The organism is Microbacterium sp. TNHR37B, from assembly GCF_001620065.1.
Taxonomy (GTDB): Bacteria; Actinomycetota; Actinomycetes; order Actinomycetales; family Microbacteriaceae; genus Microbacterium.
In genome coordinates this window covers 634,851-650,906 of the sequence record NZ_LQGV01000001.1, presented here as the reverse complement: position 1 = coordinate 650,906, position 16,056 = coordinate 634,851, and the positions used below count along the sequence as shown (strand labels likewise).

General features: G+C 69.1%; 16 protein-coding genes. 10 read left to right on the top strand and 6 right to left on the bottom strand.

What is annotated here, in order from left to right:
• Positions 1-8: 8 nt before the first annotated feature.
• Positions 9-566: an RsmD family RNA methyltransferase gene (locus AVP41_RS03145; protein ID WP_067160626.1), complete on the bottom strand. Its 558-nt coding sequence runs from the start codon at positions 564-566 to the stop codon at positions 9-11.
• Positions 563-1,183: a 1-acyl-sn-glycerol-3-phosphate acyltransferase gene (locus AVP41_RS03140; RefSeq protein ID WP_067160623.1), complete on the bottom strand. Its 621-nt coding sequence runs from the start codon at positions 1,181-1,183 to the stop codon at positions 563-565. The genes AVP41_RS03145 and AVP41_RS03140 overlap by 4 nt, the downstream gene beginning before the upstream one ends.
• A gap of 92 nt (positions 1,184-1,275) precedes the next feature.
• On the opposite strand from AVP41_RS03140, the gene AVP41_RS03135 reads away from it, so the two are divergent.
• The 6 genes from AVP41_RS03135 to mutM all read left to right on the top strand — a co-directional run bounded on the left by AVP41_RS03135 (position 1,276) and on the right by mutM (position 6,395).
• Complete coding sequence (locus AVP41_RS03135) at positions 1,276-3,435, top strand: ATP-dependent DNA helicase RecG (RefSeq protein ID WP_067160620.1); 2,160 nt, start codon at positions 1,276-1,278, stop codon at positions 3,433-3,435.
• 77 nt (positions 3,436-3,512) lie between these two features.
• Positions 3,513-4,010 carry a pantetheine-phosphate adenylyltransferase gene (gene coaD, locus AVP41_RS03130; RefSeq protein ID WP_067160617.1) on the top strand — a complete coding sequence of 166 codons (498 nt, stop codon included), beginning with the start codon at positions 3,513-3,515 and terminating at the stop codon, positions 4,008-4,010.
• Between the two features lie 10 nt (positions 4,011-4,020).
• Positions 4,021-4,584, top strand: coding sequence for a YceD family protein (locus AVP41_RS03125; protein WP_442922771.1), 564 nt, complete (start codon positions 4,021-4,023; stop codon positions 4,582-4,584).
• A gap of 2 nt (positions 4,585-4,586) precedes the next feature.
• Positions 4,587-4,796 (top strand): 50S ribosomal protein L32, encoded by a 210-nt coding sequence (rpmF, locus tag AVP41_RS03120; RefSeq protein WP_050721097.1) that lies wholly within the window; start codon positions 4,587-4,589, stop codon positions 4,794-4,796.
• A gap of 14 nt (positions 4,797-4,810) precedes the next feature.
• Positions 4,811-5,503 (top strand): ribonuclease III, encoded by a 693-nt coding sequence (gene rnc, locus AVP41_RS03115; protein ID WP_067160615.1) that lies wholly within the window; start codon positions 4,811-4,813, stop codon positions 5,501-5,503.
• Positions 5,496-6,395: a bifunctional DNA-formamidopyrimidine glycosylase/DNA-(apurinic or apyrimidinic site) lyase gene (gene mutM, locus AVP41_RS03110; RefSeq protein WP_067160612.1), complete on the top strand. Its 900-nt coding sequence runs from the start codon at positions 5,496-5,498 to the stop codon at positions 6,393-6,395. The genes rnc and mutM overlap by 8 nt, the downstream gene beginning before the upstream one ends.
• A 43-nt stretch (positions 6,396-6,438) precedes the next feature.
• Here mutM and AVP41_RS03105 read toward each other — a convergent pair whose 3' ends face one another.
• Positions 6,439-7,527 (bottom strand): GNAT family N-acetyltransferase, encoded by a 1,089-nt coding sequence (locus AVP41_RS03105; RefSeq protein WP_067160609.1) that lies wholly within the window; start codon positions 7,525-7,527, stop codon positions 6,439-6,441.
• An 83-nt stretch (positions 7,528-7,610) separates the two neighbouring features.
• Positions 7,611-7,880, bottom strand: coding sequence for a hypothetical protein (locus tag AVP41_RS03100; RefSeq protein ID WP_067160606.1), 270 nt, complete (start codon positions 7,878-7,880; stop codon positions 7,611-7,613).
• A gap of 413 nt (positions 7,881-8,293) precedes the next feature.
• Between AVP41_RS03100 and smc the strand changes: the two genes are divergently transcribed.
• From smc to AVP41_RS03085, 3 genes are all read left to right on the top strand, one after another.
• Positions 8,294-11,788, top strand: a complete 3,495-nt coding sequence (gene smc / locus AVP41_RS03095) for a chromosome segregation protein SMC (RefSeq protein WP_067160603.1) — start codon at positions 8,294-8,296, stop codon at positions 11,786-11,788.
• 88 nt (positions 11,789-11,876) lie between these two features.
• Complete coding sequence (gene ftsY / locus AVP41_RS03090) at positions 11,877-12,749, top strand: signal recognition particle-docking protein FtsY (protein ID WP_067160600.1); 873 nt, start codon at positions 11,877-11,879, stop codon at positions 12,747-12,749.
• Positions 12,750-12,821: 72 nt separating this feature from the next.
• Positions 12,822-13,322 (top strand): DUF2004 domain-containing protein, encoded by a 501-nt coding sequence (locus AVP41_RS03085; protein ID WP_067160597.1) that lies wholly within the window; start codon positions 12,822-12,824, stop codon positions 13,320-13,322.
• A 30-nt stretch (positions 13,323-13,352) separates the two neighbouring features.
• Here AVP41_RS03085 and lipA read toward each other — a convergent pair whose 3' ends face one another.
• Positions 13,353-14,369, bottom strand: coding sequence for a lipoyl synthase (gene lipA / locus AVP41_RS03080; protein ID WP_067160595.1), 1,017 nt, complete (start codon positions 14,367-14,369; stop codon positions 13,353-13,355).
• Positions 14,366-15,007: a lipoyl(octanoyl) transferase LipB gene (lipB, locus tag AVP41_RS03075; RefSeq protein ID WP_067160592.1), complete on the bottom strand. Its 642-nt coding sequence runs from the start codon at positions 15,005-15,007 to the stop codon at positions 14,366-14,368. The genes lipA and lipB overlap by 4 nt, the downstream gene beginning before the upstream one ends.
• A gap of 58 nt (positions 15,008-15,065) precedes the next feature.
• Between lipB and AVP41_RS03070 the strand changes: the two genes are divergently transcribed.
• Positions 15,066-16,055: a TetR family transcriptional regulator gene (locus AVP41_RS03070; protein WP_067160588.1), complete on the top strand. Its 990-nt coding sequence runs from the start codon at positions 15,066-15,068 to the stop codon at positions 16,053-16,055.
• Position 16,056: the final 1 nt, after the last annotated feature.

Sequence of the window (16,056 nt, the reverse complement as noted above, 5' to 3'; positions counted from 1 at the left end):
TCCCCGGACTACTCCCGCGTGTACCACCACAGGGTCGTGTCGCCGTAGCGCTTGGTCCGGTCGGGAGAAAGCTCCCCGGGCACCCGGGGCTCGGGGGAGCGTGAGCTGCGCTCGACGATCACGATCGCTCCGTGTGCGAGACGCGGGGTCAGGAGGTGGAGCGTGCCCGTCAGCCCGGCATCGTCGAGGTCATACGGCGGATCGAGAAAGGCGAGATCGAAACTCCCCGTCGAGGTGCGAAGGAACCCGTCGGCCGTCGTCCGGTGCACGCGGATGGTGGGTCCGTCGACCGCGTGCTGCACCGCACGTGCATTCTGCGCCGTCACGGCCGCGGAGCGCGGGGCGCTCTCGACGAGGTCGGCGGACGCGGCGCCCCGGCTGATGCACTCCAGTCCGAGGGCCCCGGAGCCGGCGTAGAGGTCGACGACGCGCGCGTCGTGGAGCACGTCGCGGCCCTCCAACGCGCCGAAGAGCGACTCCCTCACCCGGTCGCTGGTCGGACGGGTTCCTGACCGAGGCACCGCGAGGCCCAGGGACCCCGCGACTCCGCCGATGATCCGCGTCATGCGGTCGTCCCACCGCGGTGGGCATCGGCCGATCCAGCGTCGGAGGCGGGAGTGGCCTCGTCGCGGAGCCGAGGTTCCACGCGCCGCTCGGGTCGGAGACCGGACTTGTCGGCGTAGAACGCGCGGATGCGGTCCATGTCCTGCTTCGTGTCGCCGGTCGGAGAGAAAGTGGGTCCGAGTCCCGCGGTCATGGTGGTGCGGTCGACGTAACCGAGCGTGAGGGGCATCTCCGCGGCCACCGCGATCCGGTAGAAGCCGCTCTTCCAGTGGTCATGCGCGCCACGCGTGCCGTCGGGAGTCACGACGAGCCCGAACCTCTCGCCGGCGCGCACACGCGCGACCACTTCATCGACCACCCGCCCGGCATCCTGGCGGTCGACCGGGATCCCCCCGAGGCGCCGCATGATCGGGCCTCGCCACCCGGCGAACAGGGTGCTCTTTCCCAGCCACCGAATGCGGATGCGGAGCCTCCAGGCGATCGCCAGCATGAGGACGAAGTCCCAGTTCGAGGTGTGCGGAGCGCCCACGAGCACCGTGGGGCGAGTCGGAGCGGGCTCCGTGCGCAACGTCCACCGGCTGACGAGCCAGAACAGGCGGGCGAGCGACGAACGGATCACCCGTCCACCCTAGTTGTCCGTCGGTGCGGAGCCCGTGCCGGGGGACCGGCTCCTGCCTCCGTGGCGTCGGCCGCGCTCCCTAGACTCGACGTATGACGTCGTTCTCGCTGACCACCGATCTGGAGTCGGTCATCGGCGTGAAGACCACGAAGACCCTCGCCCGCGCCTTCGGCATGCGCACGGTGGGCGACCTGCTCGGGCACTACCCGAGGCGGTACGCGCGCCGCGGTGAGCTGACGCCCATCTCGACGCTCCCGGTGGGCGAGCAGGTGACGATCGTCGCCGAGGTGCGGTCGGTCTCCACACGCCCGATGCGCGGACGGCACGGTGTGCTCCTCGAAGTCGTGATCAGCGACGGCGCGGGCACGCTCAACCTGACCTTCTTCAACCAGGCCTGGCGTCAGAACGAGTTGCGGGTGGGCAGGCAAGGCATCTTCTCGGGCAAGGTCGGGGAGTTCAAGGGACAGAAGCAGTTCGCCCATCCCGACTACGAGCTGTTCGACGACGAGGAGGAGGCGCGATCGAGCGCCGAGGCTCGACAGCACCAGCCCATCCCGATCTACCCGGCCACGAGCACCGTCACGAGTTGGCAGCTCCACAAGGCGGTCCTGCATGTGTTGGCGGGGCTGGGCGAGGTGCCCGATCCGCTCCCCGAGCCGTTGAGGACGGCGGAGGGCCTCCTCGATGCGCGGACGGCCCTCCGCCTCATCCACGCGCCGGACAGGCCGGAAGACGTCCCCCGCGCGCGTGACACGCTGCGCATGCACGAAGCCTTCGTTCTCCAGGCCGCGCTGTTGCAGCAGCGTCAGGCGGTGCGGGAGCTCACCGCCACTGCGCGTCCGCCCGGCGACCTCCTGGAGCGTTTTGACGCCGCGCTGCCGTTCGATCGCACGCCGGACCAGATCGCCGTCGGCGACCGGATCGCGGCGGATCTGCAGGGCTCGTGGCCGATGAATCGCCTCGTCCAGGGCGAGGTGGGATCCGGAAAGACGCTCGTGGCTCTCCGCGCGATGCTCCAGGTGGCACAGACCGGCGGGCAGGCGGCGCTCATCGCGCCGACGGAGGTTCTTGCCGCCCAGCACGTCCGCTCGATCGCTCGCATGCTCGGACCGCAGCTGGCGCCCGAGCTCATGCCCACCTTGCTGACGGGGCAGCTGCCGGCCGCCGAGCGACGCAAGGCCGCCCTCCGCGCCGCGTCAGGTCAGGCGCGCATCGTCGTGGGGACGCATGCGCTCCTCAGCGCCTCCACGACCTTCGCCGACCTGGGGCTCGTGGTGGTCGACGAGCAGCACCGCTTCGGCGTCGACCAGCGCGAGTCGTTGCGGGCGAAGGGCGCCGCGCCGCACGTCCTCGTGCTCACGGCCACCCCGATCCCGCGGACGGTCGCCATGACGGTGTTCGGTGACCTCGACGTGTCTACGATCCGCTCCCTGCCGGCCGGCCGAGCCGGCATCTCGACTTTCGTGGCCCCGGTGGCCGAGAAGCCGGGATGGTTCGGCCGCGTCTGGGAGCGCGTCACCGAGGAGGTCGCGAAAGGCCACCAGGTGTTCGTCGTGTGCGCCGCCATCGATGCTGCGGCAAAGGACGCCGATGCCGACGCGCCCGACGCCGCACCCGTCGACGGCGAGAGCGAGCGGACGCGGTGGGGCGTCGTTCAGGTGGCGGAGATGCTGGAGCGCGACCCCTCGTTCGCTTCCATCCGGATCGCACAGCTCCACGGCAAGATGGCCGCCGACGAGAAGGACGCCGTGATGCAGGCGTTCGCCCGTGCCGACATCGACGTCCTCGTCGCGACGACCGTGGTGGAAGTGGGCGTCGACGTGCCCAACGCGTCGACCATGGTGATCCTCGAAGCGGACCGTTTCGGTGTGTCGCAGCTTCACCAGCTGCGGGGCCGCGTCGGACGGGGGAGCGTCGCCGGGCTGTGTCTGCTCGTCACCGAAGCCGCACAGGGCACCACGGCACGCAGCCGCGTCGAGGCGGTCGCGGCCACGACCGACGGATTCGCCCTGGCCGAGGTCGATCTGGAGCTCCGGGGCGAGGGCGATGTTCTCGGTGACGCGCAGTCGGGCGCCCGGTCGTCGCTGCGCCTCCTGCGCGTCGTGACCGACGCGGACGTGATCCTTCGCGCGCGTGCGGTGGCGGAGGACGTGCTCCAGGACGATCCGCCTCTCTCCCGTCACCCCGAACTCGCCGCGGCGATCGAGCGACGCGTGGGCCGCGAGGAGCGGGCGGCGCTGAACAAGAACTGAGGCCGGAACCGCTCCGGCGGCGAGACCTCCGTATGCAGGACCGGCTCGAGCGCGGAGCCCACCGGTAGGCTGGAGGCATGAACAACCGCATCGCGGTCGTCCCCGGATCGTTCGACCCTCCGACCCTCGGTCACCTCGATGTCATCCGCCGGGCTGCCTCGCTCTACGATCAGCTCCACGTGCTGGTGGTGCACAACCCGGGAAAAGAGGCCATGCTGCCGATCGCGCAGCGCCTGACGCTCTTGGAGCAGTCCGTGGCTGATGCCGGCATCGAAGGAGACATCGTCGTCGCCTCGTGGAGCATGGGACTGCTCGTTGACTACGCGACCGACGTGGGCGCCGGGGTGCTCGTGAAGGGCATCCGTTCGCAGGTCGACGTGGCGTATGAGACCCCGATGGCCATCGTGAACCGGCATCTCGCTCATGTCGAGACGGTGTTCCTCCTTCCCGACCCGGCGCACGCGATGGTCTCGAGCTCCCTCGTCCGGCAGGTCGCCGCGCTGGGCGGCGACGTCTCGCCGTTCGTGCCGCCGCCGGTGGCACGATTCCTCGATACCGGCTCGCGAGAGAACTGAGGAGGCCGCCATGTCCCGTCGTCACCTGAACGGACCCTTCGTGCTCCCCGTACGCGACATCGTCCACCGCCCCGGGGAGATGCGCGAGCACTCCCTCCAGACGGAGGCCCCCGACAAGTGGGGCGAAGGGCTCGTCGCTGTCGAACAGGGCACACCCGTCATGATCGACGTCCGCCTGGAGTCGGTTCACGAAGGGATCCTGGTCACCGCGGAGATCGATACGCGCTATGACGGGGTCTGCGGTCGATGCCTGCGGGAAATCGCCGAGCCCGTCCAAGTCGAGTTTCAAGAGCTCTTCGGGTATCCTGGATCGGAAGCGAATGACTTCGAGGTTCAAGACGACCACGTGGATCTTGAAACTCTGGTCAGGGATTCGATCGTCCTGTCGCTTCCATTCCAACCGGTCTGTCAGCCGGATTGCCCCGGGCTCGACCCGACAACGGGCGACAGGCGGGCAGAGGGATCGGTTGCGGAAACCCCGATCGACGTGCGCTGGGCCGCGCTGAAGGCCCTCAAACCAGACCACGACGTCCAGGCAACGCGCCCTGACGCCGCCGATACAGAGAAGAGTTAGCCATGGCAGGTAACCCCCCGAAGCGGAAGGTCTCCCGCTCCAACACGCGTTCGCGCCGTGCGCAGTGGAAGGCCGAGGCGCCCGCGCTGGTCAAGACAGTCGAGAACGGCAAGGTCGTCTACAGCCGTCCTCACCAGGCGAAGGTCGTCACCGACTCGCAGGGCACCGAGCTGTTCCTCGAGTACAAGGGCCGCAAGGTCGCCGACGTCTGAACGACGGTGACGTCGTGACAGACGTTTCTCACGAGCACGCAGCGCTCATCGGCAAGCTCGGGGTCGACATCGACCCCGAGCTTCTGTCGCTGGCGCTGACACACCGTTCGTACGCGTACGAAAATGGCGCGATCCCGCACAACGAACGCCTGGAGTTCCTGGGTGACTCGATTCTCGGGCAGGCCGTGACGGTCCACCTCTTCACCCGGCATCCCGAGCTCGACGAAGGATCCCTGGCGAAGCGCCGCGCGAGCGTCGTCTCAACTGTCGCCCTCGCCGAGGTGGCCCGCACCATCGGGCTGGGCGAGCATCTTCGGCTCGGTCGCGGTGAAGACCAGACCGGCGGGCGCGACAAGGACTCGATCCTCGCCGACACGATGGAAGCGGTCTTCGGCGCCACGTTCCTCTCGGCCGGGGCCGAAGCGGCCACCACGCTCGTGCTCCGCCTGCTCGAGCCGCTCTTGGCCGACCCGGCGCGCTATGGGGCCGCCATGGACCCGAAGACGAGCCTGCAGGAGCTCGCCGCACGCTTGAGCCTGTCTCCGCCCACGTACGCCATCACCGCGGAGGGCCCCGACCATCACCGCCGGTTCACCGCCACCGTGACGGTGGGGGAGGTCATGTCGACGGGGATCGGCTCCAGCAAGAAGCAGGCCGAGATGGCCGGCGCCCTCGCCGTCTGGCGCCAGTTGTCCAGCCGTGCCTGAGCTCCCCGAAGTCGACGTCGTTCGCGCGGGGCTCGCGCCCGCGGTGTCCGGGGCCTTCGTCGCCGCGGTCGAGGTCCACGACGCTCGCGCGCTCACGCGCCATTCGGGGAGCGTGAACGATTTTGAGCGCCGTCTCACCGGCGCTCTGCTGAAGGCTCCGGCGCGCCGAGGCAAGTTTCTCTGGATCCCCGTCGCGGACTCCGCGCACGCTCTCGTCGGTCACCTCGGGATGAGCGGCCAACTGCTGCTGCGGGCGCCCGACGCTCCTCGGGAACGCCACGAGCGGATCCGGCTCTTCCTGGATCATCCCCAACATGGTGAGCTGGCCGTCGTGTTCGCCGATCAGCGCACGTTCGGTTCGTTGGCGCTCGACGCCCTCGTGCCGACGACGGACGGGCGCGCGGGCGGATGGGGGACGGAGGAGGCGACGGTGCCGACCCAGGTCGCGCACATCGCGCGGGATCCCCTGGACCCGGCATTCTCCGACGCTGCGTTCCTCGGTCATCTGGCACCGCGGAAGGCGGCGATCAAGCGGGTGCTGCTCGACCAGACGATCGTCAGCGGTATCGGCAATATCTACGCCGATGAGTCTCTGTGGGCGGCGCGCGTGCACCCCGAGACACCGGCGCAGGAACTCTCGTCCCGCACGGCACGCCGGCTACTCGCGGAGGTCCGCCTCGTGCTGCAGAAGGCGCTGGCCGAAGGTGGCACGAGCTTCGATGCGCAGTACGTCAACGTGAACGGCCAGGCGGGCTACTTCGCGCACAGCCTCAATGCGTACGGTCAGACCGGGAAGGCGTGTCCCCGGTGCGGAGCGAAGATCGTCCGCGTCGCATTCACGAATCGGTCCTCGCACTACTGCCCACGCTGTCAGCGCCTGCGCCGCCGCTGAGCCCCGCCTTCCACGGCACGGCTCAGCGACGCGCGTGAGACGCTCAGTCGAGGATCTTCTTCCACGCTCCCTCGTAGCCGACGGGACGGAAGCCGATCGCCTCGTTGATGTCGAGCATGGGGCGGTTCTCCTCCGCGTTGTACGTGGTGACCTTCGGGGAGGAGGGCGCGATGTCGCGCCACGCGCGCAGCGCGGCGCACTTCACGAGCTGGCCGAGGCGGTGCCCGCGGTGCTCACGCAAGACGAGCGTGTCCTCCTGATGGGTGGGTCGCGTGAGATCGGACCCGATCACGAGTTCGTTGAAGGCCACGAGCCGCCCGCTGTCGATGTGTTGGGCCGCGGTGATGAGAACGGTCATCCCGGCATCCCGCCAGCGGGCCTCGTGGCGCAGGACGCGATCGGCGTCCCAGCGCTCCTCATCGATCTCCAGCCCCGCCACCGGTGCGTCGGTGGACATGCGCGACTTCATCCAGGCGTACCCATCGCGGTGCTCGGCAGCGGTCGGTGCCTGCCACTGCACCACGCGATGCCCGGCCGAGGCGCGCTCGGCGTCGACCAGCAACCGGTCCACGGTCTCCGCTGAAGCGGCCAGATCGAGATCGCTGCGGCGCTCGACCTGCTCGAGCGTGTACCCGTTCGCGAGGAAGAAGCGCGCGGCACGGTCCACCGGGATCGTGCCGAAGCCCGTCGGGGGCTGCAGGCGCTCCCCGGCGTCGGAGGTGTCGTGGGCGTGGAACGCCCAGGACTGCAGCACCGATCTCCCGTGCTCTCGTGCCGTGCGCTCCACGAGTGCGTAGGCGGCGGTTCCGATGCCCCGGCCCTGGTGCGATCGCAACAGTTCGATGAGCCAGAACGCGCTTCGCGATCCCTGCTCCTGCGGGAGATCGACACCCACGCGCCCGACGACCTCGCCGCTCGCCACGACGATCCACATGAATCGTCTCTCGTCGGGATTCGGGTGAAAGTGCGGCAGCAGCTCAGCGGCCGTGCGCGCATCATCGTCGTTGCCGATGATCTCTCGGTACACCTCGTTGCGCACGCGCGTCATCTCGGCGAAGTCGGCGGCGTCCGAGTCGGCTGCGCGAGCGGGGATGTGGAGAGGGCGGAATTCGACGTCGAGATCCGTGTCCATGGGATTCCTTCGGGTGGGCCGCGGGCCGGTGCCGTTGCGTTCGTACGCGATCCGGCACCGGCCATCGCGGCGGGCGGGGTGATTCAGATGTGTGTGAAGTGGCGCTGCAGTTCCCAGCGCAGTTCTCGCTGTTCGCGTTCTCGACGGAGCTCCTGATGACGGAGCGCACGAGCGACGGCGTCTGAATGATCAGGTGGCCGTGTGCTCCACAAGAGCAGCTTGAGTGCGATGCGCAGGGCGATCCGATCGAGGAGCGCGGTACGTGGTGCGTTCAATTGCAGCGTGGTGGAGACGGCATCCTGCGACGTGGATTCGTCGAGGACGCGCTGCGGCGCGGTAAGGGTGGTGTTCATGAGTGAATGTCCATTCGAGCGGAGATGTTGTCGCGAGCGCGACGGAGAGGTGCCGCCGGGGCGGCGAGGGACGTGCCGCAGCACGAGAGACGGTTGACCGGACACGGACAGGACGTGCCACACGGGCACAGTCCTCCGGCGGGGTCAGTGGAACGCGACGATGGCGGCGTTCGGCGCGAATCCGAAGGAGCGGGTCCCGGTGTACGCGCGACGGGAAGCGGTTACTCCGCTGTTCATCATGTGCATCATCTTCGGGACCTCCTTTCTCGACTTCGGACGCGACTTCGCAGACTAGTGGGAAATCGTCGGCAGCGTCAAGCCAGGGCCGCGATACGGCGTGTCGGTGCTCCCGGGATTCCGTGGCACCGTCCGCTACGGTGGAGCCACACACCCTGTCCGTGGAGGAACCCCGAATGCACCTGAAGAGCGTGACGCTCAAAGGCTTCAAGTCCTTCGCACAGCCGACCACATTCGCGCTCGAACCCGGCGTCACCTGCATCGTGGGACCCAATGGTTCCGGCAAGTCGAACGTCGTCGACGCGCTCGCCTGGGTGATGGGCGAGCAGGGAGCCAAGACCCTCCGTGGCGGCAAGATGGAAGACGTCATCTTCGCGGGAACGGCGACGCGTGGTCCTCTCGGGCGCGCCGAAGTACAGCTCACGATCGACAACTCCGACGGTGCGCTTCCGATCGAGTACTCCGAAGTGACGATCAGCCGCACGCTCTTCCGCAATGGAACGAGCGAGTACGCGATCAACGGCGAGAGCTGCCGGTTGCTGGACGTCCAGGAGCTGCTCAGCGATTCGGGTCTCGGGCGCGAAATGCACGTGATCATCGGGCAAGGCCGCCTGGACACCGTGCTGCAAGCGACGCCGGAGGATCGCCGCGGCTTCATCGAGGAGGCGGCCGGAATCCTGAAGCACCGACGGCGCAAGGAGAAGACCCTCCGCAAGCTCGATGCCATGGAAGCGAACCTCACGAGGTTGAGCGACCTGGCGGGCGAGCTGCGCCGGCAGCTCAAACCTCTGGGCAAGCAGGCCGACATCGCCCGCGAGGCCGCGACCATTGCCGCTGTGGTCCGGGACGCGAAGGCCCGGCTCTACGCCGATGAGCTCGTGGGGTTGCGCGCACAGTTGGCCGATCATGCCCGCGCGGAACACGAACGTCACGCCGAGCGTCTCGTCCTGCAGGACGAGACGGGGCAGCTGGCGGAGCTGATCCGCGCGCGGGAAGCGGAGCAGCGCTCGGATGTCGTCGACCGCGCCCGCGCCACGACGTTCGCCCTCGAGCAGGTGCAGGAACGTCTTCGGGGCCTTGCCACTCTGACCGCTCAGCGACTCGCGCTGCTGGAGGACGACGGGCAGCTGGCGATCGACGTCGCGACCGTCAGCCAAGCAAGCATCGACGAAGCGCGCGCGGAGATCGATGAGATCGGTTCCGGGCTGGGCGAGGCCCAGGACGCGGCAGCTGCGGCCGCGCGCGACGTGATTCGCGCCCGCGCGGAGCTCGATGCGCTGGACGTGGACATCGCGGCGCAGAGCGCGCTGGTTTCCGAGCACGACATGCGGTTGACGACGCTTCGCGGCGCCGCCGATGCCGCCACGTCGCGACTGGATGCCGTTCGTGGAGCCGTGGAACGGCAGCAGCGCGCGCTGGATGCCGCCTTGCAGCGGCGAGTCGAGGCAGAGCAGGCCCTGGAAGGAGTCGACCCCGAGCTCGTCCCCGAGGGGTCATCGGCGGAGCACGCCGCGGCGTATGAGCGCGCCCAGCGCGATGCCTCCGACGCGGAGGCGCGGGTGGGCAGTCTCCGCGACAGACTGCACGCCGCTGAACGCGAGGTCGAGTCGCTGCGCGCGCAGGCGACCGCGCTCAGCCGCGCGCTCGATGTCCGCAACGCTGCGGCAGCACTCATCGGGCGCGGCGGCGCGGGCGTGCGGGGCCTCGTGAGCGATGCGGTGAAGGTCACCCCCGGGTACGAGGCAGCGGTCGCTGCGGCCCTCGGCTCCCTGGCCGACGGCCTTCTCGTCGATGATCTCGCCGCCGCGGTGGATAACGCCTCGGCCGCGCGAGACGCGGACCTCGGTGTCGTCGACATCGTTCTGGCAGACGCCGCCGGCGCCGCGAGCGCGAACGTCTCGCTCGACGGTGCCGTCCCCGTGCGCGACATCGTCACGGCGCCGCCGGGCGTCGTCGGGTTGCTGGCGAACGTCTTCGTGGTCGATGATCTCGAGGCGGCCCGGTCCCTCCGCGCGAAGGCCGCCGCGTCGTCGACGCTCGTGACCCGTGCCGGCGAGGTGCTGACCGAGTTCACTCTTCGAGCGGGGTCGGGCGGTGGCCGTTCGCGACTGGAACTCGCCGCCGAGCGCGACGCTGCTCAGGAGCGGCTCGACGAGATCGCGGTGGTCGCAGATTCACTCCGCGAGGCGTTGGCGGAGGCCCAGCTGGGCTGGAACGAGGCCCGGCGCCGGACGAAGGACTCCCTGCAGACCCTCCGAGAACACGACGCGGCGTTGGCCGCCCATACGGAGCTCGTCAATCGGGCGACGGTACGTCATGAGGCCGCCGTCGCGGAGTGCGAGCGTCTGGAGGCGGGCGTGCGCCAAGCCGAATCGGCCGTCGCCGAGGCCGAGTCGGCCGCGCGAAGTGCGACGGAGGCCTACGAGAAGGCGGTCGCGGCACCCCGCCCGATCCTCGACGCCTCCGCCCGGGAGGGACTCTTGGCTGAGCTCGAACGGACCCGCGACGCCGAGATGCGTGCACGCCTGGACGTCGAGACGCTCAAGGAGCGTGTGCGCGCAGCGGAGTCCCGCGTCGTGCAACTGGAGCGACAGCGCGAACGCGAACGCGCCGCGGCGGAAGAAGCGGCGCGCCGGGCCGTCGTCCGGCGCGCGCAGCGCGACCTTGCCGCGGAGGTCTCCGACCAGCTTCCCGCGCTTCTGGAATCCGTAGACCGCTCCGTGACCAGGGCGCGGGTCGAGCTGGAGCTCGCCGAGCAGTCGCGGACCGCGGTCACCGCCGAGCTCGCGGAACTGCGTCGGCAGGAGGCGTCTGCACGGGAGCGTCTGAGCATCCTGACAGAGAGCGTCCACGGCCTCGAACTCCAGATGCACGAGAAGAAGCTCCACGTGACCTCCCTCCTCGAGCGCGTGTCCAGCGAGCTCGGCTTGGACGAACGCATTCTCGTTTCGGAATATGGCCCCGACCAGCCGATCCCCGGTGAGAGCGACGACGAACCGCAGCCGTTCGACCGTGCTGCGCAGGAACGCCGGTTGCGCGACGCCGAGCGGAAGCTCGCACAACTGGGGCGTGTGAACCCCCTGGCCCTCGAAGAGTTCGCCGCTTTGGAGCAGCGCCACGCGTTCCTGACCGAACAACTCGCCGACCTCACCCAGACGCGCGCTGATCTGCTGACGATCATCGAGGAACTCGACGAGAGGATGCAGACGATCTTCCTCGCTGCGTTCGAGGACACCAAGACCGCTTTCGGAGAGGTCTTCCCGATCCTCTTCCCCGGAGGATCCGGCAACATCTCGCTGACCGATCCGGACAACCCGCTCACGACGGGCATCGACGTCTCGGTGCGTCCCGTCGGGAAGAAGATCGAGCGGCTCTCCCTGCTATCCGGTGGGGAACGGTCATTGGCCGCCGTCGCGCTCCTCACCGCCATCTTCAAGGCCCGGCCGAGTCCCTTCTACATCCTCGACGAGGTGGAGGCGGCGCTCGACGACGCGAACCTGGGACGTCTGCTGGGCGTCTTCGAGCAGTTGCGCGCGTCGAGTCAGCTGATCGTCATCACGCACCAGAAGCGGACCATGGAGATCGCCGACGCCCTGTACGGCGTCTCGATGCGCCAGGACGGTGTCTCGGCGGTCGTCGGGCAGCGCGTCCGCGAGAAGACCTCGGTCTGAGTCGGTGCGCGTCACGGCACTCGTTCGCGAGGTCGCGCGATGCGGCATCGACGCGATCCTTTCCCCGACGACCTCCTAGGCTGGAGATATGGCGGAGAGTTCGTGGTCCCTGGGTCGTGCATTGCGCGGCATGTTCGTCAAGCCGACGATCGACGAGACGACGTGGGAAGACCTGGAGACCGCCCTGCTGACGGCGGACTTCGGCCCGGACATCACCGAGCGGCTGCTGGACGAACTCCGGGAGAAAGTGGAGCGTTTCCGCACCACCGATCCGCGGGATCTGCAGCGGATGCTGCGCGAGACGCTCGAGGAGCATTTCGCGCGGTTCGACACCACGCTCAAGCTCACCGAGCGTCCCGCCGTCGTCCTCGTGGTCGGGGTGAACGGGGTGGGAAAGACCACGACGATCGGCAAGTTCGCGCACTACCTGCAGCGTTTCGGACGGTCGGTCGTGGTCGGAGCGGCCGACACCTTCCGGGCCGCGGCGGTGGACCAGCTCGCGACGTGGGCCCAGCGCGGCGGCGCAGCCATCGTGCGTCCGCAGCAGGAGGGTCAGGACCCCGCCTCGGTCGCCTATCAGACCATCGACCATGCTCTGCGCACGGGCACCGAGATCGTCCTCGTCGACACGGCTGGCCGTCTGCACACCAAGGGCGGGCTCATGGACGAGCTCACCAAGATCCGGCGCGTGATCGAAAAGCTCGCGCCGATCAGCGAGGTACTGCTCGTCCTGGACGCCACGACCGGACAGAACGGCGTGATGCAGGCGGAGGCGTTCCTCCAGCATGCGGGCGTGACGGGGCTCGTCCTGACCAAGCTGGACGGCTCCGCACGGGGCGGCTTCGTGCTCGCCGTGCAGGAACGCACCGGCATCCCCGTGAAACTGTTGGGTCAGGGCGAGGGCATCGGTGACCTCACCGGCTTCACCCCGCACGTGTTCGCCTCGGCCCTGGTCGACTGAACGCTCGCTCCCGTCGACCTCCCACCACCGCAGTGGGTCGCGCGGACCGTCGCAGGGTGATTGCATAGAGCCATGGCGATCGAGCACGACTACTTCGGGCTGCTGGAGTCCGGCCCCGACGGATCGATCTTCTGGAGCGAGGTGGTGGACTTCGGGGACCAGACGGTCACGGTCGACCTGACCGCGCCGGACCAGGACGATGTCTCGGTCGAGGCTCTCGACGTCGCTGCCGCCATGATCTCCGCGATTGAAGACGTCGATCTGCGGGCTCGGAACGCGATGGTCTCTGAGCTCGACGACCGCACGAGCGAGGTCACGGAGTACATCCTTCAGCAGCAGGAGCAGCTGGGGGAGGACCTCGAAGCCTTCCTCGCCGACATCTCCGGCGACACGCACATCGATGTGATCCGGTCGCTGCAGCTGGTCAGCATGACGATCCTCGCCGATGAGCACGGCGGGACGGATCCCTTCGCGGTGCTCGAGTATGCGCTCGACCGTGACGCGACCGACGAGGTGCTCTTGGTCAATCTCGCCGGCGACGGCTCCGTCCAGTCGGTCACCAGCGCCGATTGAGTCGCAGCGTTCGGCGCGTAGCGGCCTGGATCACACGGCCTGGGCGAACTCCGCCCCGTCGGCGAGGTGAGCCAGCCCCGCGGGGATCTCGCGTCCCTTGCTGACCATGGACTGTGCCCAGAGGCGCCCGGCGCGGTAGGAAGACCGTACGAGCGGACCCGCGAGCACGCCGAGGAAGCCGATGCGCTCCGCTTCGTTCTTGAACTCCACGAACTCTTCGGGGCGCACCCATCGGTCGACCGGGAGGTGGCGGGGCGTCGGACGCAGATATTGCGTGATCGTGACGATGTCCGTCCCGGCATCGTGCAGGTCCTGCAGCGCCGAGATCACTTCCGCCTTCTCCTCGCCCATCCCGAGGATGAGGTTGGACTTCGTGATCAGCCCGGCTTCACGGGCTTGGGTGAGGACGTCCAGTGACCTCTCGTAGCGGAAGGCGGGCCGGATGCGCTTGAAGATCCGCGGCACGGTCTCGACGTTGTGCGCGAACACTTCGGGCCGGGAGGCGAACACCTCGTCGAGGAGGTCGGGGCGGCCGTTGAAGTCGGTCGCCAGGAGCTCGACGCCGGTGCCGGGGTTCGCCGCGTGGATGCGCCGTACCGTCTCGGCGTTCAGCCACGCACCCCCATCGGGCAGATCATCGCGCGCGACGCAGGTCACGGTGGCGTACCGCAACTGCATCCGAGCGACGCTCTCGGCGACGCGGCGAGGCTCGTCGGTGTCGTAGGCCGCGGGCTTGCCGGTGTCGATCTGGCAGAAGTCGCACCGTCGCGTGCACTGCGAGCCGCCGATGAGGAATGTCGCTTCCCGGTCTTCCCAGCACTCGTAGATGTTGGGGCAACCTGCTTCCTGGCACACGGTGTGCAGTTGCTCGTCCTTCACGAGAGCATGGAGCTGCTGGTACTCCGGGCCCATCTTCGCCCGCGTCTTGATCCATTCCGGCTTTCGCTCGATCGGCGTCTGCGCATTGCGCACCTCCAGCCGGAGCAGTCGGCGCCCTTCGGGAGCGGCGGGGGAGCCGCCGGGGTCGACGGTGACGCCACAGCTCATGCGGCCACCTCCGTCGCGAACGCGACACGGAAGGCGGCCTCCACGACGGGCAGGGCCTCGGCCGGGGTGATCACCCGCCCGGCGACTTCGCTCAGCGTCGTCACGCCGGCATCGGTGATCCCGCACGGGATGATGCGCGAGAACGGGAGGAGCGAGTTGTCGCAGTTGAGGGCGAAGCCGTGCATGGTGACCCCGCGCTGCACGCGCACGCCGATGGCCGCGACCTTGTCCTCGGACAGGGGGCGGCGCACCCAGACCCCGCTGCGTCCCTCGACGCGATGGCCATTGACGCCGAACTCCCGAAGCACCTGGATCAGGACGGACTCCAGTCGCCGCACGTGAGCGACGACGTCCACGGGCTCCGGGAGGCGGACGAGGGGATAGCCGACGAGCTGACCGGGGCCGTGCCAGGTGATCTTGCCACCGCGATCGACGTCGATGACAGGAGTGCCGTCTTGGGGCCGCTCGTGGCGCGCGGTGCGCGCGCCCGCGGTGTAGACGGCCTCGTGCTCGAGCAACAGCAGCGTGTCCTCCCGCTCTCCGGCCACGATCTCGGAGTGGCGTCGTCGCTGGAGCGCCCATGCCTCGGAGTAGGGGACCAGGTCGGGCGCGAGCCCCACGTTCTCGACAGCCAGCATGAGCCCTCCTCAGATAACTGGACGCCGTCCAACAATACGCCATCGATAGGCTGGCGGCATGCGCGCCGGCAGACCCAGGTCCACGACTCCCGAGACCATCGCCGAGGCCGCCTGTGAGTTGTTCCTCGAACGCGGCTATGCGCAGACGACTGTCGACGACATCGCACGCCGGGCGGGGGTGGCGCGGTCGAGCTTCTTCAACTACTTCTCTTCCAAGTCGGCGGTGCTGTGGGCGGGACTCGACGAGCGCATCGATGCCGCGGAGGCGTCTCTCGTCGCCGGCGCCGTGGTCCGCGAGGCCGTGACCACCGCGATGACCGACCTCCGTCCGGACAGCCTGGCCCTGGCCATGACGCATGCCGAGGCGATGGGGCTGGCCGACGAGCTCCCGCGCGAGATGGCGTGGCGTCGCGCCCGGCTCAGTGCCGCGATCGCCGCCCGCGTGCAGCGCGACGGGTGCTCGCCGCTCGTCGCCGACGTCGTCGGCAGCGCGCATGCGGGGGCCGTCACGGCCGCTCTGGCCGAGTGGGCGCGACGGGGGCCCGGTCACGTTCGGCTCGACGACGTCCTCTCGGCCGCGCTGGATGCCGCCGCGCCGACGTTGCCTGCCCCTGTCCGCCAGCTCCGCGTGGTGACCCGCGCCGACGACTTCGACGGTGCCCTCCGGTTCTACCGTGATGTGCTCGGTATGCCGCAGCGGGCGGCTTTCCACGGCGACGGTGATGCTCGCGTCGCGATCCTCGAGGCCGGCCGGGCGACGGTGGAGCTGGCCAACGCCGCGCAGATCGACATGATCGACGCCGTCGAGACGGACGGGAACGCCCCGAGCGAGTCGGTGCGGATCGGCCTCGAGGTGGACGACGCCGCAGCGGCGACGCTGTCGGCGACGCAGGCGGGGGCGCTGCTGGAGGCGACGCCGAGGGAGACGCCGTGGCGATCCGTCAATGCGCGCGTGCGGGCGCCGGCGGGGCTTCAGGTCACCTTCTTCCAGGAGCTCGGCCCGATGACGGGCGAGGGCGGGCGTCTGGACGCTCACCCCCTCCCGTAGA

Coding starts and splice junctions, on each gene's coding strand:
- AVP41_RS03145 (WP_067160626.1), bottom strand. CDS start 566: ATGACGCGGATCATCGGCGGAGTCGCGGGGTCCCTGGGCCTCGCGGTG.
- AVP41_RS03135 (WP_067160620.1), top strand. CDS start 1,276: ATGACGTCGTTCTCGCTGACCACCGATCTGGAGTCGGTCATCGGCGTG.
- coaD (WP_067160617.1), top strand. CDS start 3,513: ATGAACAACCGCATCGCGGTCGTCCCCGGATCGTTCGACCCTCCGACC.
- AVP41_RS03125 (WP_442922771.1), top strand. CDS start 4,021: ATGTCCCGTCGTCACCTGAACGGACCCTTCGTGCTCCCCGTACGCGAC.
- rpmF (WP_050721097.1), top strand. CDS start 4,587: ATGGCAGGTAACCCCCCGAAGCGGAAGGTCTCCCGCTCCAACACGCGT.
- AVP41_RS03105 (WP_067160609.1), bottom strand. CDS start 7,527: ATGGACACGGATCTCGACGTCGAATTCCGCCCTCTCCACATCCCCGCT.
- AVP41_RS03100 (WP_067160606.1), bottom strand. CDS start 7,880: ATGAACACCACCCTTACCGCGCCGCAGCGCGTCCTCGACGAATCCACG.
- smc (WP_067160603.1), top strand. CDS start 8,294: ATGCACCTGAAGAGCGTGACGCTCAAAGGCTTCAAGTCCTTCGCACAG.
- ftsY (WP_067160600.1), top strand. CDS start 11,877: ATGGCGGAGAGTTCGTGGTCCCTGGGTCGTGCATTGCGCGGCATGTTC.
- AVP41_RS03085 (WP_067160597.1), top strand. CDS start 12,822: ATGGCGATCGAGCACGACTACTTCGGGCTGCTGGAGTCCGGCCCCGAC.
- lipA (WP_067160595.1), bottom strand. CDS start 14,369: ATGAGCTGTGGCGTCACCGTCGACCCCGGCGGCTCCCCCGCCGCTCCC.
- lipB (WP_067160592.1), bottom strand. CDS start 15,007: ATGCTGGCTGTCGAGAACGTGGGGCTCGCGCCCGACCTGGTCCCCTAC.
- AVP41_RS03070 (WP_067160588.1), top strand. CDS start 15,066: ATGCGCGCCGGCAGACCCAGGTCCACGACTCCCGAGACCATCGCCGAG.